Annotated in this window: 27 protein-coding genes and 1 tRNA gene; 26 read left to right on the top strand and 2 right to left on the bottom strand. The window is 42.5% G+C overall.

Annotation, left to right across the window (positions count from 1 at the left end):
* The first annotated feature begins 21 nt into the window (after positions 1 to 21).
* The 6 genes from BuS5_RS10660 (at position 22) to BuS5_RS10635 (ending at position 4,530) form a co-directional block, all read left to right on the top strand.
* Entirely contained in the window at positions 22 to 1,326 is a 1,305-nt protein-coding gene (locus BuS5_RS10660; protein WP_027353278.1) for a hypothetical protein, read from the top strand.
* Positions 1,323 to 2,711, top strand: a complete 1,389-nt coding sequence (locus BuS5_RS10655) for a hypothetical protein (RefSeq protein WP_027353277.1) — start codon at positions 1,323 to 1,325, stop codon at positions 2,709 to 2,711. Before BuS5_RS10660 ends, BuS5_RS10655 begins: the two co-directional genes overlap by 4 nt.
* Positions 2,712 to 2,728: 17 nt before the next feature.
* Positions 2,729 to 3,097, top strand: a complete 369-nt coding sequence (locus BuS5_RS10650) for a hypothetical protein (RefSeq protein ID WP_157487332.1) — start codon at positions 2,729 to 2,731, stop codon at positions 3,095 to 3,097.
* Positions 3,072 to 3,542, top strand: a complete 471-nt coding sequence (locus BuS5_RS10645; protein WP_027353275.1) for a hypothetical protein — start codon at positions 3,072 to 3,074, stop codon at positions 3,540 to 3,542. Before BuS5_RS10650 ends, BuS5_RS10645 begins: the two co-directional genes overlap by 26 nt.
* 212 nt (positions 3,543 to 3,754) lie before the next feature.
* Positions 3,755 to 4,027 (top strand): DUF1016 N-terminal domain-containing protein, encoded by a 273-nt coding sequence (locus tag BuS5_RS10640; RefSeq protein ID WP_274427649.1) that lies wholly within the window; start codon positions 3,755 to 3,757, stop codon positions 4,025 to 4,027.
* 71 nt (positions 4,028 to 4,098) lie between these two features.
* On the top strand, positions 4,099 to 4,530 hold the full coding sequence (locus tag BuS5_RS10635) for an ATP-binding protein (RefSeq protein ID WP_027353273.1): 432 nt from the start codon (positions 4,099 to 4,101) through the stop codon (positions 4,528 to 4,530).
* 142 nt (positions 4,531 to 4,672) lie between these two features.
* Here the strand turns inward: BuS5_RS10635 and BuS5_RS10630 are convergent, their stop codons facing one another.
* Entirely contained in the window at positions 4,673 to 6,130 is a 1,458-nt protein-coding gene (locus tag BuS5_RS10630; RefSeq protein ID WP_027353272.1) for a catalase, read from the bottom strand.
* 245 nt (positions 6,131 to 6,375) lie between these two features.
* Here BuS5_RS10630 and BuS5_RS10625 point away from each other — a divergent pair, with 245 nt between their 5' ends.
* From BuS5_RS10625 to BuS5_RS10585, 9 genes are all read left to right on the top strand, one after another.
* A complete protein-coding gene (locus BuS5_RS10625) occupies positions 6,376 to 6,969 on the top strand; it encodes a DUF1326 domain-containing protein (RefSeq protein ID WP_084445688.1) in 594 nt (197 codons plus the stop codon).
* Between the two features lie 64 nt (positions 6,970 to 7,033).
* The gene (locus BuS5_RS10620; RefSeq protein ID WP_027353270.1) at positions 7,034 to 8,770 is read left to right on the top strand and encodes an aldehyde ferredoxin oxidoreductase family protein; all 1,737 of its coding nucleotides are present in this window, start codon (positions 7,034 to 7,036) and stop codon (positions 8,768 to 8,770) included.
* 21 nt (positions 8,771 to 8,791) lie between these two features.
* Positions 8,792 to 9,400 carry a hypothetical protein gene (locus BuS5_RS10615; protein ID WP_027353269.1) on the top strand — a complete coding sequence of 203 codons (609 nt, stop codon included), beginning with the start codon at positions 8,792 to 8,794 and terminating at the stop codon, positions 9,398 to 9,400.
* A 130-nt stretch (positions 9,401 to 9,530) separates the two neighbouring features.
* Complete coding sequence (locus tag BuS5_RS10610; RefSeq protein ID WP_027353268.1) at positions 9,531 to 10,250, top strand: EI24 domain-containing protein; 720 nt, start codon at positions 9,531 to 9,533, stop codon at positions 10,248 to 10,250.
* A 56-nt stretch (positions 10,251 to 10,306) separates the two neighbouring features.
* Entirely contained in the window at positions 10,307 to 10,927 is a 621-nt protein-coding gene (locus tag BuS5_RS10605) for an RNA polymerase sigma factor (protein WP_051374626.1), read from the top strand.
* A 1-nt stretch (position 10,928) separates the two neighbouring features.
* Positions 10,929 to 11,837, top strand: a complete 909-nt coding sequence (locus tag BuS5_RS10600; RefSeq protein WP_027353266.1) for an anti-sigma factor family protein — start codon at positions 10,929 to 10,931, stop codon at positions 11,835 to 11,837.
* 134 nt (positions 11,838 to 11,971) lie between these two features.
* Positions 11,972 to 14,338: a VIT domain-containing protein gene (locus BuS5_RS10595; protein WP_027353265.1), complete on the top strand. Its 2,367-nt coding sequence runs from the start codon at positions 11,972 to 11,974 to the stop codon at positions 14,336 to 14,338.
* An 81-nt stretch (positions 14,339 to 14,419) separates the two neighbouring features.
* Positions 14,420 to 14,833 carry a YkgJ family cysteine cluster protein gene (locus BuS5_RS10590; RefSeq protein ID WP_051374625.1) on the top strand — a complete coding sequence of 138 codons (414 nt, stop codon included), beginning with the start codon at positions 14,420 to 14,422 and terminating at the stop codon, positions 14,831 to 14,833.
* Between the two features lie 181 nt (positions 14,834 to 15,014).
* A complete protein-coding gene (locus BuS5_RS10585) occupies positions 15,015 to 16,106 on the top strand; it encodes an aldehyde ferredoxin oxidoreductase N-terminal domain-containing protein (RefSeq protein WP_084445685.1) in 1,092 nt (363 codons plus the stop codon).
* A gap of 173 nt (positions 16,107 to 16,279) precedes the next feature.
* Here the strand turns inward: BuS5_RS10585 and BuS5_RS10580 are convergent.
* A tRNA-Arg gene (locus BuS5_RS10580) sits at positions 16,280 to 16,355 on the bottom strand.
* A 310-nt stretch (positions 16,356 to 16,665) separates the two neighbouring features.
* On the opposite strand from BuS5_RS10580, the gene BuS5_RS10575 reads away from it, so the two are divergent.
* The 11 genes from BuS5_RS10575 to clpS all read left to right on the top strand — a co-directional run bounded on the left by BuS5_RS10575 (position 16,666) and on the right by clpS (position 25,176).
* Complete coding sequence (locus BuS5_RS10575; protein WP_027353264.1) at positions 16,666 to 17,406, top strand: MotA/TolQ/ExbB proton channel family protein; 741 nt, start codon at positions 16,666 to 16,668, stop codon at positions 17,404 to 17,406.
* Entirely contained in the window at positions 17,403 to 17,831 is a 429-nt protein-coding gene (gene tolR, locus BuS5_RS10570; protein WP_027353263.1) for a protein TolR, read from the top strand. The genes BuS5_RS10575 and tolR overlap by 4 nt, the downstream gene beginning before the upstream one ends.
* Positions 17,832 to 17,904: 73 nt before the next feature.
* Entirely contained in the window at positions 17,905 to 18,738 is an 834-nt protein-coding gene (locus BuS5_RS10565) for an energy transducer TonB (RefSeq protein ID WP_027353262.1), read from the top strand.
* Between the two features lie 41 nt (positions 18,739 to 18,779).
* Positions 18,780 to 20,102 (top strand): Tol-Pal system beta propeller repeat protein TolB, encoded by a 1,323-nt coding sequence (gene tolB, locus BuS5_RS10560; protein ID WP_051374623.1) that lies wholly within the window; start codon positions 18,780 to 18,782, stop codon positions 20,100 to 20,102.
* A 9-nt stretch (positions 20,103 to 20,111) separates the two neighbouring features.
* Positions 20,112 to 20,696, top strand: a complete 585-nt coding sequence (gene pal, locus BuS5_RS10555) for a peptidoglycan-associated lipoprotein Pal (protein WP_027353260.1) — start codon at positions 20,112 to 20,114, stop codon at positions 20,694 to 20,696.
* Between the two features lie 184 nt (positions 20,697 to 20,880).
* Complete coding sequence (gene ybgF / locus BuS5_RS10550; protein ID WP_051374622.1) at positions 20,881 to 21,723, top strand: tol-pal system protein YbgF; 843 nt, start codon at positions 20,881 to 20,883, stop codon at positions 21,721 to 21,723.
* A 10-nt stretch (positions 21,724 to 21,733) separates the two neighbouring features.
* A complete protein-coding gene (locus BuS5_RS10545; RefSeq protein WP_027353259.1) occupies positions 21,734 to 22,216 on the top strand; it encodes a crossover junction endodeoxyribonuclease RuvC in 483 nt (160 codons plus the stop codon).
* Between the two features lie 18 nt (positions 22,217 to 22,234).
* Positions 22,235 to 22,855 carry a Holliday junction branch migration protein RuvA gene (gene ruvA, locus BuS5_RS10540; RefSeq protein ID WP_027353258.1) on the top strand — a complete coding sequence of 207 codons (621 nt, stop codon included), beginning with the start codon at positions 22,235 to 22,237 and terminating at the stop codon, positions 22,853 to 22,855.
* On the top strand, positions 22,852 to 23,868 hold the full coding sequence (ruvB, locus tag BuS5_RS10535; RefSeq protein ID WP_027353257.1) for a Holliday junction branch migration DNA helicase RuvB: 1,017 nt from the start codon (positions 22,852 to 22,854) through the stop codon (positions 23,866 to 23,868). The genes ruvA and ruvB overlap by 4 nt, the downstream gene beginning before the upstream one ends.
* A gap of 90 nt (positions 23,869 to 23,958) precedes the next feature.
* Positions 23,959 to 24,765, top strand: a complete 807-nt coding sequence (locus tag BuS5_RS10530) for an SAM hydrolase/SAM-dependent halogenase family protein (RefSeq protein WP_027353256.1) — start codon at positions 23,959 to 23,961, stop codon at positions 24,763 to 24,765.
* Positions 24,766 to 24,861: 96 nt separating this feature from the next.
* Complete coding sequence (clpS, locus tag BuS5_RS10525; protein ID WP_027353255.1) at positions 24,862 to 25,176, top strand: ATP-dependent Clp protease adapter ClpS; 315 nt, start codon at positions 24,862 to 24,864, stop codon at positions 25,174 to 25,176.

The following is a 25,176-nucleotide window of genomic DNA, read 5'->3' as shown; positions in this document are numbered from 1 at the left end:
CTATGCGGAGGGAGGGCATTCATGACCAAAGCCGCTGTAAAAACATCCTTTTTGCCATCCAGAAAGTTCTATTTTCTGGACTATTTCTTTATTTTTCTTAGCAGCGTTGAAAAAAACATAATCCAGGACGACGTATTTAATGCTTTTAAAATTCTTAAGCAAGAATACCGACTTGGTGAGTCAAAATATAAGAAACTGGAAGAGGTTGAGAATCCTACTTTGCATCAACAACGGCGTTATCGCTATACGTTTAATAAGGTAATGGACGAGTGTAAGGAGTATGGCCTCCTTATCGAGAAGGAGGATAATACAACTCATCTAACAGAAAAGGGCAAAAAACTCTTGCTTCAACATCGTACAGAAGGTGCTCACGCATTTAATCTCTCTCTCTTCAGACTGATGGAAGGTGCGCATAACGCATTTAGAGCACTTGTTGAATTTTTATACGAAGCGAATTCAAAAGGTTCTGGAGTGCTGGTGTTTCCACATTATTCCCCACTGGAATTGCATTTTGACAGGGGAAATATCCAAACAACAAAAGATATGACTCGTTACACTGAGTCCCTTGTAAAAAAACTCCAGGGAGACATTGAACGATACCTGAAACGCAATGTCGATTTGACCCAAAAAAATCAGGAAATTTTAAAAAAAATTACTCACGATGGTCTTTTGCCTAAAAGTTCATCTGGACGATTTGACCCCAAAGATTACAACAAGATAACAAAACGTATCCGTGACTTTTGGCTTACCTATTTTCTCCAGGAACTTTATAAATGCCCTTATTCTATGACCTCCTTCGATATGTGGGGATATCGGGCCAGACAGATCGGCATAATCCAGGTAACGGAATCTTATCCATTTATCAACGGGAAGTTGGTTTATCCAACATCTGTGGTTCTTGATGCTGTCCATTCGGATGATTTCTCAGAGATATACCATTATTCGGATGGTAAACGTCTTTTCGTTCATAAGCCAATCCTTGCAGATGATGAAAAAAGCCCCAATAAAAATAAGTTCGTTGCTACCCTTGTTGAAGGTTATTTTGATTTGAAGCGTCAAGTAAGATACAATTTTGTCAACTTGGTATCATTACGGGAAATTGTTTGCTTCAGGTTAAAAGTATCCATGCAAACATTTGAAGAAACACTTAATGAGATATATCGTTTGAATATTTCCGGACAGCTTAATATTCACATTTCGCTTGAGGTAGATAAACTACCGGAAGAAACAAGTGCGATGTATATGAAACGTGAACCAGTTATGGTGGATGGCAGTTATCGGAATATTATTGCCATTGACGTTACTAAAGGAGGCATAGAGCAGTGAGCAAATTACAACGAAAACCCAGGCAGCAACAGAGTGTTGACCTGGAAGCCAAATATAAACGCTTTGAATTAATGGAGAACCCGTTTCCAACGAGTCCTGTAAATAAGGATTCAACAGACCGTCGTATAAATGGAACGATATATGAGGCGGATATCAGAACTAAGGAATATGAGAAAATTGAAACAGATTTTCTAAAAAAAGCCCAGACAGATCCTTCACATCTTCGCCTTGGATATATTGTAGATACCTCATATATTGGACGAGGAAATGGTAAATCGGCATTTCTTGTAAACCTTATCAATAGGATGAACCAGGAATACTGCCTGGACATTTCCGATGAACTCAACAAATGTTTTGCATTGTATGTGGCGCCTGAGCTAGGGGGGAGGACAAAAACATTTGATAGTTTCGTTGATCTAATATTTGGAGCAATTTATTCTTCCGGCATTATCGCCTCATCCCTTGCAAGCATGAGACTCGATGCGATTGCCGAGGTTTATCCGGATTTAAAGATAGATGAAGATGACGAGCAAAAGCTGATTGAATCTCTAAACTCAGAAGAATGGCTCAAAAAACAAGGTGTTGAATCTCGGAAACTGATGGAAGTTATCTTAAAAAATAAGTTTTTACAGAAGCTCCCCAACGAATTTCCGCTACTTTCATTTCGCCATGGATTTTTTGATTCATTCATTTCAAAAGAGTCTTTCCGGGAGACTTATCAAAATTTGAAGAAAGGACGGGAAAAACTTGATTTCGTTTTTTCCCATCTTGTTCAGATGTTCATGGCATCAGGTTTTAATGGTGCATACATTTTTGTCGATGATTTTGAAAGAGTACCGGATTTTCAAAGCGCACGTCAAAGACGGGATTTTTCGGCGGAGCTTAGATCTGTGTTACTGGATGGCCCATATGAGAACGCTCGATATGGATTTTTCAATATGTTTCTTGTCTTGCATGCCGGTGTGCCGGCGCTTATTTCGGAAGCTTGGTCAAGTTCCGGATTGGACCAGCGATATCCATTATCTCCAAAAGTTGCATCACCTCACCTTATTCCTTTTGAAAAACTTAATCGAGAGCATGTTAGCCTGCTGATAAATAAATATCTTGCTGAGTACAGGAGTGACTCGTTTGTAGGCGACAATCTGGCTCCGTTTACGTTGGGTGCAATAAATATCATTGCCGAGTCAAGTGAGTATAATGCAGCAATAATTCTTAGAACTTGTTCTGCGCTAATCGAGAAGTCTTTAGCTGATGATAGAAAGGATATAGACGAGGATTTTGTTCGTTCTGAAATTGAAAAACGTGAAGGTGTGGTGCCGGGGAAAGAACCATCCTTGGATGATTCAAATGCAACAGACCTCTTGAAAAAAGCGACCGACGGGTGATAAGTATGAGTTATTGTTTGAATAGCACTGAATTAGAAAATCTCTTACTGTTACATTTGGAAGATAAGGCTATTGAAGATGTAACTCTTAATTCACTTCTTGATAATGCCGTTCAATGGCAAGATAAACTTCTATGTCTGACCTTTTCCTTTGCGAGAATTCTTGAAAGACGGCATAGTTCAACGGCATCGACAAAAAAAATGATATCAGAACTGTTTTCCATGCCGGACAAGATGTTTATCGACATACAAGAATGCGGTGAAGATTTTGTGGATTATATGCTACGGCATGAACATTCCGGTGAGATTGATTTGGAAATATCGCTTCTGACGGTTGCAAGGAAATTATCGGAATATTGCTATGGACAAGAAACGTTACGTGATTGATACAAACGGACTCATCTCGTTTTTTTCGAGAGTATTTGAAGATGCGCCTGAGTTCGATGGGGCACCGGCCATATCACAAAGAACAAGAAGTGCTATTGAACTGGCAGTGTCTCCGTATGAAGGTGGTGTATTATTGAGTGTGCCATCAACTGTATTTATTGAGATATATGAAAAATGGCTCCGATCAGGAGAGTTTTTTCGCAAATTTTTCTATGAAGTTTTTATACAGCTAAAGCAGTCTCCAAATGTTGAAATTCGTGCAATAGACCAAGAAGTATTGGAAAATTTGCTTACTGTTGGCGGGTGTCTTGCAAAACATGATCTGCACGATAAAATCGTTGTGGCTTCAGCTATTACATTAGAATGTCCAATAATTACAGTTGACCACAAGATTATAGAATTTGTAGGAAACGGAGAAGGTAAAATTCCAGAAGTGCTGAATTAGCAATTAAGGATTATGAGCGCTCAATGATGATTGATGCTAATACATTCCGCATTCATCCTTCATAATTCATCATTCCAAAGGGGATGAAAGATGAATAAAAAGGACATAGAAAACTGAAAATTCAGGCGACAATTAGCGACGGACTGTTTAACCGGGTGGTGTCCATACTGGAACAGGCAAGGTCAAGGGTTGTTCAAGCGGTTAACAGCGAAATGATCATTGCTTATTGGCTGATAGGGCGGGAAATTGTAAAAGCGATCCAGGGCGGTGAAAAGCGGGCTAAATACGGGAAGCAGATCATCAAAGATTTATCAGCCAGGTTGAAAAAAGTTACGGCAAAGGGTTTTCAACAACAAATCTATGCTATTTCAGGCAGTTTTATCTGGTTTATTCCAATCGGAAGCCCGAGATTCTCCATAAAGCTTGTGGAGAATCTGATTCAAAGGAAAAACTCCACAATCCTTGTGGAGTTTTGGACGACATGAGTCTTGCTGTCGAAAAAAGTGATTCTATTCAAGGGTTTTTCCCTGTAAGTAGCTGATTTTTCGAACCTGCATTGTTTTGTAGGGACTACCTGGAATTCACAAGGAGAAACACTGAAGTTTCTGCCGGCCTTGCGGATGGTGCAAGGCGCGAAGAACGATGGCTGTATCCGGAAGAAGCGATTAGGGAAGCCATTGTCAACGCACTTGTTCATCGGGACTACCTTTTGTCCGGAACGACTGTGGAGTTGTCCATTTATAAAGATCGATTAGAGGTGATCTCCCCTGGACGGCTTCCGAACGGCATCACTCCACAACATATGATAACGGGCTGCCGTTCAGCCCGGAATCAACTGCTTAAAGATGTCATGAGAGACTACGGTTATATTGAGCACATGGGCATGGGAGTACCTCGAAAAATTGTTAAAGAGATGCAGAGACACAATGGCACCTCGCCGGATTTAATCGAAGACGAAGAACTTTTTATGGTAAGGCTCTGGAAATAGATATTACGTTGTGGGAAATAGGGGGGCGGAATGTTTATATGAATATTATTTCTGCATGGGGGTGTAAATCAAGGCCGCCGGCAAATAATAACCAACGCTGTTTATTTACACCCTCTGCATGTTTTTCCTCCCAAGTAACTTTTTATTCTTCTCTTGGTATTTTACTCAACGGGATGCCAAGAGCCTCAGCCACCCCCTTGCCGTAATCAGGATCGGCCTTCAGGCAGTTACCGATGTGGCGAAGCTGAATTTCCCTCGTTGCATCACTGATAGCGCGGGCGGTGTTGGCAAAGAGCAGCGCCTGCTGGTTTTTGCTCATCAGGCGGAAAAGAAGGCCGGGCTGGGAGTAGTAATCCTCGTCCTCGCGATGATTCCAGTGGTCGGCGGCTCCTTCCAGGCTCAGGGGCGGTTCGGTAAATTTCGGTTGTTGCTGCCACTGACCGTAACTGTTCGGCTCGTAACCAAGAGTTGAACCATGGTTGCCGTCAACCCGCATGGTGCCGTCGCGATGGAAGCTGTGAAACGGGCAGCGGGGGGCATTGACAGGGATCAGGTGATTGTTGACTCCGAGCCGGTAACGCTGGGCATCGCCATAGGAGAAGAGACGCCCCTGCAGCATCTTATCGGGTGAAAAACCAATGCCGGGCACGATATTCGCGGGGTTGAAGGCGGACTGTTCGACCTCGGCGAAATAGTTTTCAGGGTTACGGTTCAGTTCAAGGACCCCCACTTCGATCAAAGGATAATCCTTGTGGAACCAGACCTTGGTCAGATCAAAGGGATTGTAGGCACATGTGGCCGCTTCTTTTTCAGGCATCACCTGGATAAACATGGTCCAGCGGGGAAAGTCGCCCCGTTCGATGCTCTCATACAGGTCGCGTTGATGGCTCTCACGGCATTTACCAATGATCGCCTCGGCTTCTTCATCGCTCAGATTACGGATACCCTGCTGGGTGCGGAAGTGAAATTTGACCCAGTACCGTTCATTGTCAGCGTTTATGAGGCTGAAGGTATGGCTGCCAAAGCCGTGCATATTGCGGTAGGAAGCGGGAATACCCCGGTCGCTCATGACAATGGTGACCTGGTGCAGCGCTTCGGGCAGCGAGGTCCAGAAGTCCCAGTTGTTGAGTGCGCTGCGCATGTTGGTACGGGGATCCCGCTTGACGGCATGGTTGAGATCGGGAAACTTCAGTGGGTCCCGCAGGAAAAAGACCGGGGTGTTGTTACCCACCAGATCCCAGTTTCCCTCTTCGGTATAGAATTTGAGTGCAAAGCCCCGGATGTCGCGTTCGGCATCGGCGGCGCCACGTTCGCCGGCCACGGTGGACAACCGGATGAAAAGATCGGTCTTCTTTCCCTTTTCCGAGAAAATTTTGGCCTTGGTATAGCGGGTTATATCATGGGTGACGGTAAAAGTACCGTATGCTCCCGAACCTTTGGCATGCATTCGCCGCTCTGGGATTACTTCCCTGTCGAAGTGGGCGAGCTTTTCCAGAAACCAGGCATTTTGCAGCAGCATCGGGCCCCGGGGACCGGCGGTCATTACGTTCTGGTTGTCGGCAACGGGGGCGCCGGCATTGTTGGTCAGTTTTTTTTGTATTGATTGTTTTTGATCGTATTGGTTGAGCACGCGAACCCTTCAGTATTAATTATGAGTTAATTCTTAAATAGGAACATTACGCATTAAGGCAGAAGTGTCAAGCTTTTTTATGGATTTTGCCTTGAAATTTCGAAAAATTGGTGAAAGGGTTATTAGTTGAAATCAGCATAAAGGATATCGCCGAGTTTGTTGCAGGGGCGATGTGTTAATTTTTTTTGTGTAACCACCAATCAAGGAGTGATAGTATGATAGAATTAAAACCAGGCTGGCAGTTAAAAGGAATCTATAATGAGGCCTGCGCCTCGGAAGGTCCCTGCCCTTATTATTTCGGCAGGGATAAGGAAGGAGGATGCAGATATTTTATGGTCTTTCGTATTATGGAGGGGAAAGTCAATGATGTTGACCTTTCCGGTATTACTATCCTGTATATGGGTGATATTCTACATTCCACATTTGAAGAATTAATGGATGACGGATCAGAGGGGGGAATATATATAAGCGACAACGCCACCCTGCAACAGCGTGAGATCCTTGACACCCTGGCTGTTATTAATATAGGGTCGGTTTTTATGAAGAAGAACTTCGGCGTTAAATATATAAACTTGGAAATTCAAGAAGAAAAAGATAGCATACATTTTAAAATGCCATATGGAGAGATGCAGCAGAGCATGACCAGAGGACTCGACGGAACCCCGGTACGCCTTGAAAATCAGGTGTTCCCTATTCTTTCAAATGCTAAGGCCTGCCACACTCCGTTTTGGTGGTTTAATGATTACGGACGACATTTTGATTATAAAGATCGTTGCGGTGTTTGGGCTGACTTTATATTTGAAGGGTAGATTGCATTTATTAACCTTAAGCAAAATGTCTAAAACCTAAATTTGAATTACAAGGAGGCGATTTATGGACAAAATTTTAAGAATAGATATGGGCGCCAAGGGGGGTCCCAAAGCCCACGAAAAACCTCTGGGTGAATATGCAGGCATCGGCGGACGCGCCATGACATCGGCAATTATCGCCAAAGAGGTGCCGCCCATGTGCCATCCCCTAGGGGAAGATAATAAGCTGGTTTTTGCTCCGGGACTTTTAAGCGGTTCGGTGGCGGCCATGTCGGGACGAATTTCGGTTGGCTTCAAGAGTCCTCTTACAGGCGGAATAAAAGAGTCGAATGCAGGCGGCCAGCCCTCCCAGATGATCGGCAGACTGGGATATGCCGCGATTGTGCTGGAAGGCAAACCGAAGGACGATACCATATATAAAATTATAATTAACAAGGACGGCGCGGATATAGTGACTGATAACAGTCTTAATATGCTGGGCAATTATGATCTGGTCGCAAAGATCAAAAAAGAATGCGGCGACAAGGTCGCCTGTATCTCAATCGGGCCGGCCGGAGAAATGAAAATGGCGGCTGCTTCGGTGGCTTTCACGGACATGGAAATGAGACCCACCCGGCATGCCGGCCGCGGCGGGGCAGGGGCTGTCATGGGGTCCAAGGGTGTCAAGGTCATTATCGTGGATGATACCGGAACAAGTATGAGAACTCCTGCAGATCCTGAGAAGTTCAAAAAAGCCAATAAGAATTTTGTGCAGGGATTAAAAAAACATCCTGTTACAGGCGAAGGACTGCCTGCTTACGGAACCAATGTTTTGACCAACGTTGTTAATGAAGCCGGCGCTTATCCTACTCGTAATTTTACGTCCGGAAGGTTTGAAACCTGCTCCAGAATCAGCGGTGAAACCCAGGCGGAAACAGAGACCGCCCGCGGCGGCCTTGCCACTCACGGCTGCCATAAAGGCTGCGTAATACGATGTTCAGGTGTTTATAATGATAAAGACGGCAACTTTCTTACCAAACAACCGGAATATGAAACAGTCTGGGCCCACGGCGGGAATTGCGAGATAGACGATCTGGATGCCATCGCAATGCTTGACCGGCTGGATGATGATTTCGGCCTGGATACGATCGAGATGGGTGCCACAATTGGAGTTGCCATGGAAGCAGGGTTGGCAAAATTCGGGGATGCCGAAGCCGCCATCAATCTTCTTAAAGAGGTAGGCAAAGGCACGCCTTTAGGCCGCATTCTTGGCAACGGTGCTGCAATTACCGGCAAGGTGTTCGGTGTGGAGCGGGTGCCTGTTGTAAAAGGCCAGTCAATGCCTGCTTATGATCCCCGCGCGGTTCAGGGCCAGGGGGTAACATATGCCACCAGCCCAATGGGTGCTGATCATACCGCCGGATATGCCGTGGCCACCAATCTTCTTGGCGTTGGAGGGAACGTTGATGCCTTAAAGCCGGAAGGACAGGTCGAGCTTTCCAGGAATCTTCAAATCGCCACAGCCGCTATTGACTCAACCGGGATGTGTCTTTTTATTGCTTTTGCAATTCTTGATCAGCCGGAAACATTCCAGGCTCTTATTGATTTGATAAACGGTTTTACAGGACAAAAGCTGACAGCAGATGATATTACAGCCCTGGGCAAATCGATTCTGAATAATGAGAGAGATTTTAATGCAAGGGCGGGATTCACCTCCAAGGATGACCGGCTGCCCGATTATTTCAGAAAAGAGAAATTTGCTCCCCATGATGTAAGATTTGAAGTTACCGACGAGGAACTTGACCAGGTTTTTAACTGGTAATAGGCGTCGGAGACTGACAGAATGGCCAAAGAGATTGACCGCACCCTTTATTTTATTCTTCGGGATGAATTGATCCCAGGATTTTTTCCCCTACTCGAGCAGGGATTCAGCCTAAGGGTGCTTGTGGGGTGCAGCATCAGAGATTTCCTTTGTGGACAGCTCGGTTTACAGGGCGAATACCTTGATAACAGGATCCAGACACTTTTTCTCAATGGCAAGGCAGTGGATGATGTTGATTCTACATTGGTCAATGATGGCGCCGTGCTTGCTCTTTCCGCCGCTATGCCTGGTATTATGGGTGCCTGCTTAAGAAAGGGCGGCTTATATGCGCCGATGCGAAGTAATATTTCCCGGGAAAAGAGAGCGAGCGATATTACCAGACAATATGGGGAAGTGGTTATTAAGCTCTTTAACCTGGTCCTCAAAGAACTCGGCCCTGTTTTTTTTGAATATGGTATTCTGACGTGTGGTGATAAGGTGCGGGAACTATTGAGTAAAAGGCAGGATGAATTTCGCACCGGGATCAGTTCTGCAAGACTGGCAGATGAAGATATCGATTTTGACGACCTGCTTAAAAAGGACTGGGGGGGCAGAATAGTTTTTTTTAAACTGGCTAAGGAATCCATATGATTGTGTCGTAGAAAATGACGGATTAAGACAAAACATATTCCGAATTTGTACCCAATCGTTGCTTTTAGGCGGCCTTGTTTCTTCATCCATTTGTATGGTAAAAGGATTGCCTTAGAAAAGAGGAGTTAAAATGGGGCTATCAGAGGGTTTAAAATATAATTTACGTGGTCTATGGTTCGGGATAAAGAAACCGAAGCTTTTGTTCCTGGGGATTATCCGCTTTCTGGCAATCATTATTATTACCATTCTGGCGGCAAGCCTGATTCTTGTGTATCATAAAGAATTGCTTGGTCTTGTCTGGAATCAACCAGAAAGTTATTGGATTCTCTGGCTCTGGTACCTGTTATCCTGGCTTGTTACCTTCTTTTTGGTGGTTGTGTCGGGAGTCCTTTCATATCTTTTAGCACAAATTTTGTTCAGTGTTATCATTATGGACTATATGTCCAGGATAACGGAAAAAATATTAACCGGTAATTCACACGAAGAGGCAAAGCTGCCGGTAGCTCAGTTGTTGCTCTATCTGATCAAACAGGAAATTCCTAGAACATTTTTGCCGGTTCTGCTTTCCTTGGCGCTCATGATTTTGGGCTGGCTGACTCCGGCGGGGCCTTTAATTGCGATTCTTTCATCTTGTCTGGCGGTAATATTTCTTGCCTGGGATAATACCGATTTAGTGCCTGCCAGACGTATGGTTTCTTTCAGGGAGCGGTTTAGATTTTTATTTAGGAATATTCTCTTTCATTTCGGTTTCGGGCTGCCCTTTTTGATCCCTGGCCTGAATATCCTCTTTCTATCCTTTGCGCCTGTCGGCGCTACTATCCATTATTATGAAAAGCATGACCAGTCTTGAAATCAGTCCTGAAATTAATTTTCAGGAACTTTTCTGCGCAGGTATTGTCTAAGTAAATGATAGAGATTAATAGATCAAGACGTTCCTATCTTTCCGATGTTGAGCTTATAAAAGCATTCCAGGCCGGGGATAAAGATGTCTTTGATGAACTTGTAATCAGGTATAAGGATAGAATCGTCAACCTCTGTTACAGGTTTCTTGGTGATTATCAGGATGCCTGCGATACGGCCCAGGATGTTTTCATTAAGGCCTTTGAGGCGTTGGTGAAGTTTCGTTTTAAATCTTCATTCTATACATGGATTTACCGAATATCTGTTAATACCTGTAATAACAGGCTCAAGTCTTTGGAGTTCAGGTTCAAAAAAATGATTAAGCGATCCCGATCCTACAATATAGGCAATCCAGGCTTTTCAAATACAGGGAATGCTTACTTATCCTGCTCGGATGAATCTTTTTCGCCGGCAGTAAGACTTGAAAAGAAAGAGCGTTCAATCTTGATTGCCAGGGCAGTCGATTCTTTATCCGGCTTGAAAAAGACAGTTGTTATTCTTCGTGATATTGAAGGGCTTGCTTATGATGAGATTTCTAAAATAACAGGTTTAAAACCAGGAACGGTTAAGTCAAAACTGGCAAGAGCAAGGGCGGATTTAAGAAAAAAGCTTAAGAGTGTATTATAAGATGGGATGTGCAAAAATAAGACGGAACTTGTCAGGATATATTGAAAATGAGCTTGATGCGAATACTATGAACATAGTGGAACAGCATCTATTGTCCTGCAATAAATGCAAAGAGGCCCTTAATTCTCTGCATATTATTGTTCAGGATTTGTCGGTTATGGAAAGTGTCAAGGCCCCGGATGATTTTCTCGACAGGCTGCACGACCGCATAAAAAAAGATTCCGGCTTTAACCGACTGATCCGAAAGATGTTTCTCCCTCCCATGATTAAGGTTCCATTTCAGTTTGCAGCAGCCGCCGCAATGGCTGTTTTAATTTTTTTCATTGTCCATACACCGGCAATAAAGCACGAAATGGAATCCGTTCCGACTGTTATGCATGCCGAAAGAAAAGCTGCTGTTGTAAAACATAAATTTGATAAAGACGGGCCGGTGGCCGGGCAGACTGCTATACCTGTCGAATCGGAGGCGGTGGATGAGAAATCGGCATTAACTATTGAATTTGCCTTGCTGCTGGATAAACAGACCCCGCCGGCCCGTAATGTTTTGCAGTCTTTTATGGAACGTAAGGCTGAGCCTGGAAAAGAAGACCTGAAATCCGGCAAACGCATTTCTTCAGATACTGATGCGGCAGCCCCTGCGGCTTTGCACAGTATCCCGACTTCGGCTATATCTGCCGGAGATATAAATAGAATAGTCCACAGAGTTCAGGGAAGGGTCCTTGCTATTGAATACAGCAGCCGGAACAACAGCCCTGAGCTGCTTATGGCTGAAATTCCTGCAAACGAGTATAGTTCTTTTTTAAAGGAGCTTCGAAATTTAGGTGAGTTCCGTTCCCCCCCTCCTTCCATTCCCGCCAAGAAACCGTCGCTTATTCAAGTGCAGGTCAGATTTGTCCAAAAAGCCGAGTAAGGACTCGCTCAAAAATAACTTCACATTTTGAGCGAGTCCTAAAACAAAAAAATGGAACTTTTTTCCTCTTGGTTTGTCTAAAGAGTTAAAATCTTAGTTATACAAACAACAAACCAAAACAGGAGGATTTAAAAATGGGGAAAATAAAAACAATAGCATTGATACTTTTTTTTGCTCTGCCTGGAATAATTACGGCCCATCCTGCGGCTATGGCCGCCGAGGAGGCGGACAAAACATTGTCCCCATATTTTTTTGTTAATACGGATGAACCAGGAATAGATCGTCTTCCTTTAAAATCCACATCAGTAGATGTGAATATCTCCGGAGTGATAGCCGACGTTAAAGTAACCCAGGTTTATAAAAACGAAGGCCGCCGGCCTATTGAAGCTGTTTATGTTTTTCCGGCATCTACAAGGGTTGCGGTATACGGTATGAAGATGACCATAGGGGAGCGGACGATTGTCGCCAGGATCAGTGAACGGGATGAGGCCAGGCGGAAGTACGAGGCTGCCAAAAAATCGGGCCGGTCTGCTTCTCTGCTGGAGCAGCAGAGACCCAACGTTTTCCAGATGAATGTGGCCAATATTCTACCTTCCGATATTATAAAGGTTGAACTCAGATATACCGAACTCCTGATTCCGGTTGACCGGATATACGAGTTTGTTTATCCTACGGTAGTCGGGCCGCGATACTCTGATAAAAGGGCAGGTGAGATGAGTCCCTCGGAGCAATGGGTGGAAAATCCTTATCTCCGCGAAGGGGAAGCCCCTGCAGAATTGTTTAATATAGATCTGACTCTGAACGCAGGGCTTCCGATAGATGAAATAGTCTGTAACTCCCATAAGGTTGATATAGGCTATAATGGTTTAAATTCCGCATCGATCAATCTGTCTGCCACCGAAAAACATGCTTCAAACAGGGATTTTATTTTAAAATATCGGCTTGCAGGGGGTAAAATCGAATCCGGTATGCTTCTTTATGAAGGTGAAAAGGAAAATTTTTTCCTGGTAATGCTCCAGCCCCCCAAAAAAGTTCAGGCTTCCCTTATTCCCCCGCGGGAATATATTTTTATTGTAGATGTCTCCGGTTCCATGCATGGATTTCCTCTGGATATATCAAAAAAACTTCTTAAAGATCTTATAAGCGGCCTGCGGGCTGAGGATAGATTTAATCTGCTGCTCTTTGCCGGAGGTTCATCCGTTATGTCGGAAAAGTCTCTGCCTGCAACCCAGGATAATATCAGGAAGGCAATTGATATTATCGAGCGGCAGCGCGGGGGAGGGGGGACCAATCTTTTGCCGGCGCTGAAAAAGGGCCTGGCAATGCCTGGAACCGAAGGCTCTTCACGCAGCATTATTATAGCTACGGATGGATATGTGACGGTTAAGGAAGAGGCTTTTGATCTTATACGTAACAGCCTGGGAGATGCCAACTTTTTTTCTTTTGGCATAGGATCGAGTGTGAACCGTCATCTTATCGAAGGAATGGCAAGGGTGGGGATGGGACAGCCTTTTATCATAACCCGACCGGAAGAAGCGGCTGAAAAAGCGGAAAAGTTCAGGAATATGATAATGACCCCGGTACTGACTAATATTAAGATCGATTTTGGAAAATTCAAAGTATTTGACGTGGAACCTCCCTGTATTACGGATCTGCTGACAGACCGGCCGGTTATAATCTTCGGCAAGTATCGCGGCAAACCTAAAGGGATTATCAAATTAAAAGGTGTCACAGGTGAGGGGCTGTTCAACAGAAATATTGCTTTATCCGGAATAAAGCCGATCAAGGCCGGCGCAGCGCTTCGATATTTGTGGGCCCGGCATCGCATAGCCCTGCTTGCCGATTATAACCTCCTCAGGCCGAATGATGAGCGGATCAAAGAGGTTACAAGCCTGGGCCTATCATATAACCTGTTGACAGCATATACATCATTTCTTGCCGTTGATTCCCATAAACGTTTAAAGAATGGAAAAGCAACCATTGTAAAACAGCCTCTTCCGCTGCCTCGGGGGGTTTCGAATTATGCTGTGGGGAAAATGAATTTTTCTAATAAAATGTTTTCAGCGCAACCTGCCATACCAAGTTCCGGCGGATTTTTAGTACGTCAAAAAGCAGTGGGGAGAAAAGAAGCTAAGGGGGATCTCTCTGTTGAGTCTGAACTCGTATCTGACTCTGAAGATATGAATGACATACGGATTAAGAATGTAGCCGTCACAGGAAAATTGGTAAAGCAGGCGGCTTTGAAGGTTTTGGAAAAGGGGATTTTAAAAATTAATTTATGTTATAACAAGTTTTCAAAAAAAAGAAGCGGCGCATATAAAGAAACGATAGTTATTTTATCGGTCGATTCCAGCGGACGCGTTACCAGGGTGCGAACAGAAAGCAAGGATCTCGGAAACAGCAGGCTTGAAGGTTGCATTATCAATAATCTTGAAGGCTTGCTTTTCCCACCCGTTAAAGGGGGATGCAGAATAAAATTGACGGTTATATTTCCTGTTTAAATTTCAAAATATACCGAGGTATAATATGTCAAACAATTCGTTGAAATTATTGGTGACCCGGCATGAGAGGATTATAAACTAATGGATAATCAAAACAATTCCCCCTATCATTTTGATAGCAATACTTGCAAAACATGTGGCGGAAAATGCTGTCGGGGTTTTGGAGGTTATGTTTGGATCAGTATGGAAGAGCTGGAGAAAATGGCAGGCGCAAGAAAAATGGATGTGGCCTTATTTTCTAAGCAATATGTACGGCAGGTTCAAGGTAGGCTTTCATTGCAAGAGCGCGTTATCAATGGCGAACATTTCTGCTGCTTTTTTGACCTCATCGATTGTCAATGTGCCATCTATCAAAGCAGGCCCAAGCAGTGTAGAACGTTCCCGTTCTGGGATCATCTTAAGAAAGATCCCCGGAAACTCTTAGATGAGTATCCTGGGGTTTCTCTTCCGATTAATTTCAAGCTTCCAAAATCACCAGCGCCAGTCACCGGGTAATGCCATTGAAATCTCCACTTTTTTTCGTGGATGCAGTTTGTCAAATGCATTTACCATGCGAAAAAGACTGGCATCAATTGACGTGATATAGTATGAAGCTTACAACTATCGAAAAATGTATAAAGGGTTAACTTTTCAGCTTAAACGGAGTATTTACTGTATGAATATATTGAAGTAAAATATTTATGAACCTGCAGAAGTCACCGGAGGATATACGGACAGGATCCTTAAGATAGACTTGAGCAGGCGGGATATTAATATTGTAAAATTGGCTGCCGATTTTAAGGACAAGTATATAGGAGGCCGTGGTTATGCCCTAAAGCTTATATGGGATGAAACGACAAAAGAAACGGTTTATGACAGCCGGGAGAACATACTGGTCATGGCCGGGGGGCCGCTTTGTAATGAACCTGGGTTTCCCGGAACAGGTAAATTCATTGTGGGCACAATTTCTGCTTTGACGGATACATTTATAGATTCAAATGTGGGCGGCCACTTTGCTTTCCTGATGAAGCTGGCCGGTTTTGACGCTCTGGCCGTTAAGGGGATATCCGAGCAGGAGGTCGTTATAATAATTGATGCTGATTCAGGGACTATCAGCATTGTTTCGGCTCCGGTTTACGAGCAAGATATTGACGACGGCTCCATTTTTTTTGGAGAGGCTCTTCTGCAGGAGTTTTGCGAAGGTCAGTACAATGCTTCTGTCGCGGCGGTTACGGCAGGGAAGGGGGCCTGTAACGCAAGATTCGGTATAATCAACAGTCTTTATTATGATAAAATACGTAATCGCATCCGCTCCAAGCAGGCGGGGCGGGGCGGCACCGGAACTGTAATGCGCTGCAAAGGTTTAAGTGGCATCATTATCCGCTCAAGCCTTTCCAAGGCGAATGGTAACAATGCTGTCGATCCCAAGGGCGTTCGCGGGGCAGGAACCGAATTTAGAAAAATTTTGAGAAGCAATGACCCGGATCAACTGCACCTGTCTGCCTGGGGTACTACTGTTTTATCCGAATATATGGATAAATTTCATATATTTCCAATCAAAAATTATCAGTTCGGGCAGCACCCGGAATCTCACAGGCTGTTTTCTGATGTTTTTCTGGAAAAATATTTCAGTAAAAAAATCCCTGACGGCTGTTATTTCGGATGCAATCTGGGATGCGCCAAAGGCGCGAAACATACATTATCCACATATTTTTCAAAGAGTAAATATGAATGGCTAAAAAGTTCACATGCTCCCTCGTCCAATGGGGGAGGACCGGAGCGATGGTGAATGAAAAATATCCTTGCATGTTCCTTTCGCCAAATACTATTTACATTCCATCGGAGAAGCTGAGCGAGATGCGATTGATGTGCTGAAAAATGAAACTTCCTAAAATTCTCACACAGATTCTCACACAGCATAAAAAAAGGGTTACCCGTATTCGGATAACCCATTGAAATTGTTGGTGCCCCCGGCATGAATCGAACATGCGGCACATGGATTAGGAATCCATTGCTCTATCCACTGAGCTACGGGGGCTTTATATGAAACGTCACATAAATAATTTCACTGCGTTATCGGTCGGAGATATACTATTTTGTATTATCTCCTCACTATAGCCTTGTGAAATTAATTATGTGAAGCTCTATATGGGTAACATTTTTTTAAAAAAATCAAAAAGACTGAATCAAAAAGACTGAAGCATCGTTTAAATAAATTTCCACTAAAAGTCAAGCTCAAATCAAATTCCTTGACACTGCTATATATTTCAGTATAGTTCAAATTTTTGATACAGCTTTTAAAGCAAAGCGGTACTATACAATTTCCAATAAACTTTACGGAGTTATTTATGTCCGGTTCAGATATTGACTTATTACACATGGTAACCAATGCAGGGCTCATGGTTCAGTTTGTGCTTTTGCTGTTGCTTTTTTTTTCGATAACCTCATGGGCAATCATCATTATTAAATATAGATACTTGAGAAAAGCAATAAAAGAATCGATCCTTTTTACAGACTTTTTCTGGACGAGCAGGGATTTTTCAAATGCCTTTAAAAAAGCCAAGGAGCTTTCCGGAAGCCCTGTTGCCAGAACTTTTCGTGTCGGATATCTTGAATTAAAGAAGTTGAGCTTGTCAGGGGTTTCCGTAAACCCGGAGACGCAAAAAAAACAGGAATCCGATATACCATCTTTGAGCTCAAAATTTGCAGGAACAGATAATCTGCAAAGGGCGCTAAGACGGGCTATCAACACAGAGACAACCAGAATGATACAAATGGTCCCCTTTCTGGCTACGACAGGGAATACAACTCCTTTTATCGGACTTTTCGGCACTGTATGGGGGATAATGAATTCTTTTCATGGAATCGGTTTGCGTGGCTCTGCCACTCTGGCTGTTGTGGCGCCCGGTATCTCAGAGGCTCTTGTCGCTACCGCCGCGGGCTTAGCCGCAGCAATACCGGCAGTGATAGCCTTTAATTATTTCATGCAGAAGATCAGGAGGATAGAGTCCGAACTGCAGAGTTTTTCTGCTGATTTTTTAAATATAATAGAAAGAGACGTTCTAAGCGCGGACAGGAGCGCCAAATGATATATAAAGGAAATAATGATAACCTTATGTCCGACATCAATGTGACTCCCTTTGTTGATGTTATGCTTGTTCTCCTTATTATTTTTATGGTTACAGCGCCTATGATGGTTCAAGGGGTTAATGTATCCCTGCCTGAGGCGGCTGCCAAATCTCTCCCTGCGCAGGCCGAGAACCTGGTCATTACTATCGCTAAAAACGGTGGGATTTATATCAACGATTATCAAGTGGAATTCAATTTCCTGCAGGAAAAATTGTCCAAAATTATGGGTGGACGCAAGGATCGAGAGGTTTTTCTAAAAGCTGATAAAGAGATATCTTATGGGATGGTTGTTCGGGTAATGTCGGAAATTAAGAACGCTGGAGTTGAAAAGATCGGGATGGTTACAGAGCCTGCCAGCACTAAAAAAAACAGAAAAAAAGCATAATATAGATTTTCCAATAACCAGTGAAAGTATTTATGTGGAAATTGATAGAATCTGAATCAGGCTTTGATAAAACATGTATTCTACTGTTCAATTATATAAAGGGATAGATAACGATCCCAAAACAGTCTTCATCGTTTATTTAATTTCAATTCTTTGTCATCTTTGTATTATATGTTTATTTATATTTACGCCAAGATTTACATCACATAGCAACCCCTTAACATCTGTAATAGATGTCAGTATTGTTTCATTACCTGAAAAAAAAATTTTGCCGGAACAGGTTCAGCAGGAAAAGACAAATTTAAAACCTATCCCAAAAGTAGCCGAAAATACTACAAAAAAATCAATAAAAACTGTTTCGATAGTAAAAAAGAAAAAAAAAGTTAAAAGGTCTCTTAAAAAGAGGACTTATAAATCGGCTTTGGTACGAAAAAATGCAATCAAGCATATAGAACCAAAAGTTAAACAGGAAAAAGCCGACCCACTTGCCGAGGCTTTTGAGCGTCTAAGACGGGAAATCAAAAAGGCGGAGACCGGCAAACAGGGTAATAAAAAATCTGAAAATAATATCAGGTCAGAGAACTTTAGCGGAATTGCAGAAAAAAAGAGACTTGAGTTAATCAATATTTATAGAGTTGAGGTTGCTTATCAGGTTCAAAAAAACTGGGCATTCTCCGAACAACTGGCGGGGGGGCGTAACGATTTGATGGCTGAAATTGCGTTTAAAATTATGCCGGATGGTCAAATCCATGATATATGGTTTGATAAAAGGTCAGGTAATATTTATCTGGACGAATCCGCCAGAAAAGCAATTATGAAGGCCAATCCTGTTAGACCGCATCCGAAAGGGATAAAGAAATCTTATGTTATTGTCGGTTTGAGATTTACTCCTGAGGGTATCAGGTAGCGGGATATGATGAAGGAGTTTCCAAATTTCCGGGTGCATACATGCTAAGAGCTTTATTTGTAAGAATAATATGTTATTTCGCGGTGATATTTTTTTTTACCGGATCGCAAATCTCATTTGCGGGATATGATTATATAGATATAACAAATCCTTTTTTACGAAAAATTCCTGTTGCAGTCTCTTATTTTAAAACATTTTCAGGAAATCCGGCAGAGAGGCAAGCCGCCCTGAAAACATCAGATCTGTTTTCTTCAATGCTGGAGTTTACCGGCTATTTCAAAATGCTGGACAGGGCGGCATTTTTGGAAGATCCTCATCAGTCAGGCATTACTGCGTCAAATATTAAATTTCATAATTGGACATCTATAGGTGCGGAGCTGTTGATAACAGGCATGATCCTTAAAAACGCAGATCTGCTTGAAATGGAACTGAGATTGTATGATACATTTAAGTGCAAACTGATAGTGGGCAAGCGTTATAAAAGCAAGCGGGGAGACCAGAGGCGGATAGTACGTCGGTTTTGCAGCGAAATTATATATCATCTCACAGGCAACAGGGGCATATTTAACAGCAGGATTGCATTTGTATCAAAGGCTTCAGGTCATAAGGAGATCTATATCTGTGACTTTGACGGTTACAATCTTAAACGATTTACCTTTAATAATAACATAACCCTGTCCCCTGCCTGGTCATCCGATGGCCGATGGTTGGCTTTTACTTCATACTTAAAAGGCCATCCTGATCTTTATATAAAAAATTTAACACAAAAAAGAGGTTCCATTGTCGCTAAAAAAGGAATCAACATTACTCCTGCATGGGTTCCAGGCAAATTTGAGCTTGCAGCGACATTTTCATTTTCCGGTGACCAGGAAATTTATATGTTGACCGGAAACGGTAAAATAACTAAAAGATTAACTGTAAACAAGGGAATAGATTCATCCCCATCATTCTCTCCGGGTGGGAGAAGGATGGCATTTGTTTCAAAAAGATCAGGAACTCCGCAAATTTATATTAAGGATTTTAGATCAGGGAATGTAAACAGACTTACATTTCAAGGACAATATAATACCGAGCCGAATTGGTCGCCTATGGGTGATAAAATAGCTTATTCATCTATGGGCGGGGGTGAAATAAATATATTTGTTATTGGTGTTGACGGTGGGAATCTTACGCAGTTGACAGGTTCTTCCGCCGATAATGAATCTCCCTCCTGGTCTCCGGACGGCAGCCTGATTTTATTCAGCTCAACTCGCGAAGGCCATGCCGGGATATATGTAATGACTGCTTATGGAACTGACCAGAGGCGTTTACTGTCCATGCCAGGCGTTCAGACTGATCCCGCATGGTCAGCTAATATTAATTAAGGAGGAAAAATGCAAAAAAGATTATGGATTAACCTAATGTTCTGTTTTATTTTGCCAGCAATGCTTTTTACTGCTTCGTGCGCTAAAAAAGTTGTCAGTACTGAACCGACAACTGATCAGATGATCGAGGGTGATACAGATCAACTCTCTGAAGTAACCGACGTAGTTGTGGATGAAAGCAGTATCACAGAGTCTGACCTGATGAAGGCGGAGGCTTTAGCTGCCCAGGAAAAAGCTGCCCAGGAAAAAGCTGCCAGAGAAATGTTTGTCAGTGCAGATATACATTTTGAGTTTGACAGCGCTGTTCTTTCATCATCGGCACAGGACATCCTTAAACTTAAAGGAGCATGGATGCTGAACAATCCCGGGGTTTCGGTTATTGTTGAAGGGCATTGTGATGAACGCGGCACCAGTGAATATAATATAGCTTTGGGCGACAGACGCGCAGATAGCGCAAAGCAATTCATAGTAGACCTTGGTGTTGCCCCCGAACGATTAACAACAATCAGTTACGGAGAAGAACGTCCATTAGACCCGGCAAAGAATGAAGCGGCCTGGGCTATAAACAGGCGGGCTCATTTTACACTGGAATAGTGTTTTGGGTTATAGACCGTCAGATAATAACCCGATTTTAAAATTTGGCACAAGGCCAGATGGAGGAAGGCGTATTATAATATTCCGACGACCGATAACACAGTGAAATTATTATTTATGTGATGGTCTATAGAAGTCTGAAGGGCATCACAGCTTTGTTCCAGGTTTAAAAAAATAATCACTTATGAAATCGATTCTTTTATTTTTTATAGTTTGTTTTATCTTAATATCGGGGTGTGCCTTAAGAGAGGATGTTTATAATCTTGATAACAGGCTTGCCTCGCTTGAAAGACGTTATTCAAAAGCTGAGAACAGAAATAAACAACTGGCTGCAACGGTTCATGGTTTTAGCAAAATAAGTACGAATGAAGACAGTAAGCTAAAAGATAATTTTGCAAGGATGCGTGCCGAGCTTGACAGTCTCAGGGATGAAGTCCGGCTTCTCTCCGGCCGTTTTGAAGAGACCGAATATTTATTGGATAGCAGGATAAAGGCTTTTGAAGAATCGATTAATAAGATGCAGGCAGGCTTTGACGGGCTGGAAAAGAATGTACGTTCAAATAAAAGTCGTGTTGTCCGGCCGGCATGGTATCCTGCTGTTAAATCACCACCGGTAACCGACAAAAAAGTAATAGACAGAAAGACAAAAAAGCAAAATCCTGCTAATCTGATATATGAAAAGGCCAAAGAGGCGTTTGACAAGGGCAATTTTAAGTCAGCGCGGGAGGGCTTTTCATCTTTATTAAAGCTGTATCCTAATTCGAACAATGCGGATAATGCGCAGTTCTGGATCGGTGAAATCTATTATAGGGAGAAGTGGTTTCAAAAGGCTATTCTTGAGTATCAAAAAGTCATTGAAAAATATCCTGAAGGGAATAAAGCTAAATCTGCCCTTTTAAAGCAGAGTTTTGCTTTTTTAAGGCTGGGAGATACTGCCAATGCTCGTTTAATTTTTAAGAAATTGATAAAAAAATACCCCAAATCGAGTGAATCTGAAATTGCTAGAAATAAGTTAAAGGCTTTTTAGTTAGCGTCGTATGGTGAAAATTGTCGGTATAGATCCGGGTCTGGCCGCCACAGGTGTAGGTGTGGTTTGCGGAATAGATATTAAAGTCAAATCTTTTTCTTACGGCAGTATTAATACTTCAAAAAAAAAGTCCCTTCCCCAGCGCCTCCATCATATTTTTTCCAAAATTACCCTTGTATTAGAAGATGAAAAACCGGATTTAATGGTTGTTGAAGATGTGTTTTCTCTTGAAAAGTATCCGAAGTCGGGGATTATTTTAGGGAAAGTTGCTGGTGTTATACTGCTTGCAGGCTGCCGGGCTGATATCTCAATAGTGGAGATTCCCGTTCGTGAAGCAAAACTGATTTTGACTGGAAATGGTAATGCAGACAAGGCGCAATTGGAAAAAGCGGTGCGGGAGTTTTTAAATCTTGCAAAACCCATAAGGCCTTTTCATGCTTCAGATGCGCTTGGGATGGCGCTTATTGGTCTGTTTCGGTATGGAGCTATATAAAGAGGGTTATAGAGGGGTATGATCGGTTATTTAGAAGGCAGATTGTTAAAAAAAGAAGACGACAGAATTCTCCTTCTTGCAAACCAGATCGGATACGAGGTTCTGGTTCCTGCGGTTGTAATGGATAGACTGAAAATAAAGGATATCGGCAGTGAAGTATCACTCTATATTTATTACCAGCAGACCGAACGACAGCCAAAGCCTGTATTAATAGGTTTTAATCATGAGGTTGAGAAAGAATTTTTTCAGTATTTTATTTCAGTTGAAGATATTGGCCCATTAAAGGCCGTAAAAGCTCTTAGTATCCCTGTCAGGGAGATAGCACGCGCCATAGAAACAAAGGATGCCGCCGGATTAACACAGTTAAAAGGGATAGGAAAAAGAACGGCTCAAAAAATAATTGCATCCCTTGCCGGCAGGATGAATAAATTTGCCTTAATCCATAAAGCCGACGAAGAAAAAACAGTTACGGTTCAGAAAGACTTTGAACAGCAGGTACTCGATGTTCTTGTTAACCAGCTCGGGCATAAACATGCTGATGCCGTAAAAATGATAGCAGGGGCTATGAGCAATAACAGCTCTATTTCTACACCGGAGGAATTGTTTGAAGAAGTATACCGTAACGAGAAGACAGCATGACTGATGATGTATTGACATATTCTTCCAAAGATAACGAACTTATGGAAGGTTCCGGACAACCGGTCGATCAGGAACCTGAAATCCTTTCACTGCGGCCTGAACGTCTTTTAGAATATGTGGGACAGCCGGAAGTTGTTGAAACTCTAAAAATTGCCATAGAAGCTGCCTTATTACGCCGGGAACCGCTGGAGCATCTTCTCTTTTATGGACCACCCGGACTTGGCAAAACGACCCTTGCCCATATTATTGTGAATGAGATGGGTAACAATTTAACTGTTACGTCAGGACCTGCGCTTGAAAAAGGTGGAGATCTGCTAGGCATACTGACCCATCTTAAAGAGGGGGATGTCCTTTTTGTGGACGAAATACACCGCACCCCTAAAGTTGTAGAGGAATTCCTCTATCCTGCAATGGAGGATTTTGCAGTAGATTTTATTTTTGACAAAGGCGTTCATGCCAGAAGCCATAGATACCGTTTAAAACGTTTTACACTTGTGGGAGCAACTACCAGAGTTGGGTTGATTTCATCTCCTTTAAGGGACAGGTTCGGAATTTTGCGTAATCTTGATTTTTACAGCAATGATGATCTGATCAAGATTACAAAACGGTCTTCCTATCTCCTTGATGTAAAAATCGATGATGCCGGCGCTGTGGAACTCGCAAAAAGGTCAAGGGGTACTCCTAGAATAGTAAACAGGCTTCTTAAACGTGTCCGTGATTATACACAGGTACGAGCAAACGGCTTTATTACCAAAGATATAGTGGAAGCCGCTCTCTTTCTTGAAGGAGTTGATAAAAAGGGATTAACAAGCCTGGACAGACGTTATCTTAAAACAATTATCGATTTTTATAATGGTGGACCTGTAGGAATTGAGGCAATATCCGCAACACTTCAGGAAGAGACAGACACGCTTGTTGATCTGGTTGAACCATACCTGTTAAAAATAGGTATGGTTATGAGAACATCATCAGGCCGGGTGGCGCCTGAAGCTGCATATAAACATTTAAAATAAAGTGCAAAATTGTGTGTTCAATAACCGGTACTAGTGTTTAATGTGAGTGGTAATGCTATATATGGTGGCTATTTTTTACAGGATATCTCGATGTCTGTAATTACTCTTCTTACTGATTTCGGCATTGAAGATGAGTATGTCGGAATTATGAAAGGAGTTATCCTTTCCATAAATCCCTCTTCGACAATTGTTGATATTACGCATAAGATCGCTCCCCAGGATATCATAGATGCAGCTTACAGAATAAAATTTTCCTATAAATATTTTCCCGAAAAGACAGTCCATCTTGTTATAGTCGATCCTGGTGTGGGAAGCGCAAGACCTATTCTTGCAGCAAAAATACAGGGCCATTATTTTTTGGCTCCTGATAACGGTATACTTACCCCTTTGTTGGACGATGGGGATATCGATGCTCTTGTTTTTGTTGAGAATTCCGAATATTTCCTTGAATCCGTCAGCCAGACTTTCCATGGCAGGGATATTTTCGCTCCGGTTGCGGCCCACATATCAAAAGGGATCGGAATAATGGGGTTAGGCAGACCGGGAGATATAAAAAGTCTGGCGCGATTATCTGTGGAAAAGCCGTTTATTGCAGATAATGGTGAGCTTTCAGGAATTATAGTCTCCATAGACCGTTTTGGCAATTTGATAACAAATATTGATTGTGCGATACTGAAAAAAATTAGTTGCGCAGCTTGCGGCCTTAAAAAGATTAAGTTTATTATTGGAGACAGAACAGTTACAGGTTTATCGAAAAGTTATAATAGTGTAAAATCAAAAATACCGCTTGCCATTATTGGAAGCCGTGGATGTCTTGAAATAGCGGTTAATTGCGGCAGCGCTAAAGATTTTTTTAATGCTTCCAAATATGATAAAATAAAGGTAAGGAAATTATAGAGAAATTAAATGAACATTAGCCGAATTGTAATAAAAATTTACAGGGAAACCTAGGCAAGAATATGAGACTTTTTAATTTTATAATTAACTTTTATTATGAATAATTATAATTCAGAAACAAATGAGAGTGTAGACTCCAAAATAGAAGAAAAGCTCCATGAGCCTTCCATGTATAAAGTATTGCTCCATAATGATGACTACACTACAATGGAGTTTGTTGTGCATATCCTTGTCTCTGTTTTCAACAAATCTCCTGAAAATGCTGTAATCATTATGCTGAATGTTCACAGGCAAGGGATCGGTTTATGCGGAATATATACTTATGATGTAGCTGAAACAAAAGTGAAAACCGTTCAAGCCATGGCCAGAGAACAAGATTTCCCGCTTAAATGTACCATGGAGAAGGATTAG

Origin of the sequence: Desulfosarcina sp. BuS5, assembly GCF_028752835.1 — a bacterium.
GTDB lineage: Bacteria > Desulfobacterota > Desulfobacteria > Desulfobacterales > BuS5 > BuS5.
Note: the sequence above shows the minus strand (reverse complement) of the source record. Positions and strands in the feature narration are given on the sequence as shown.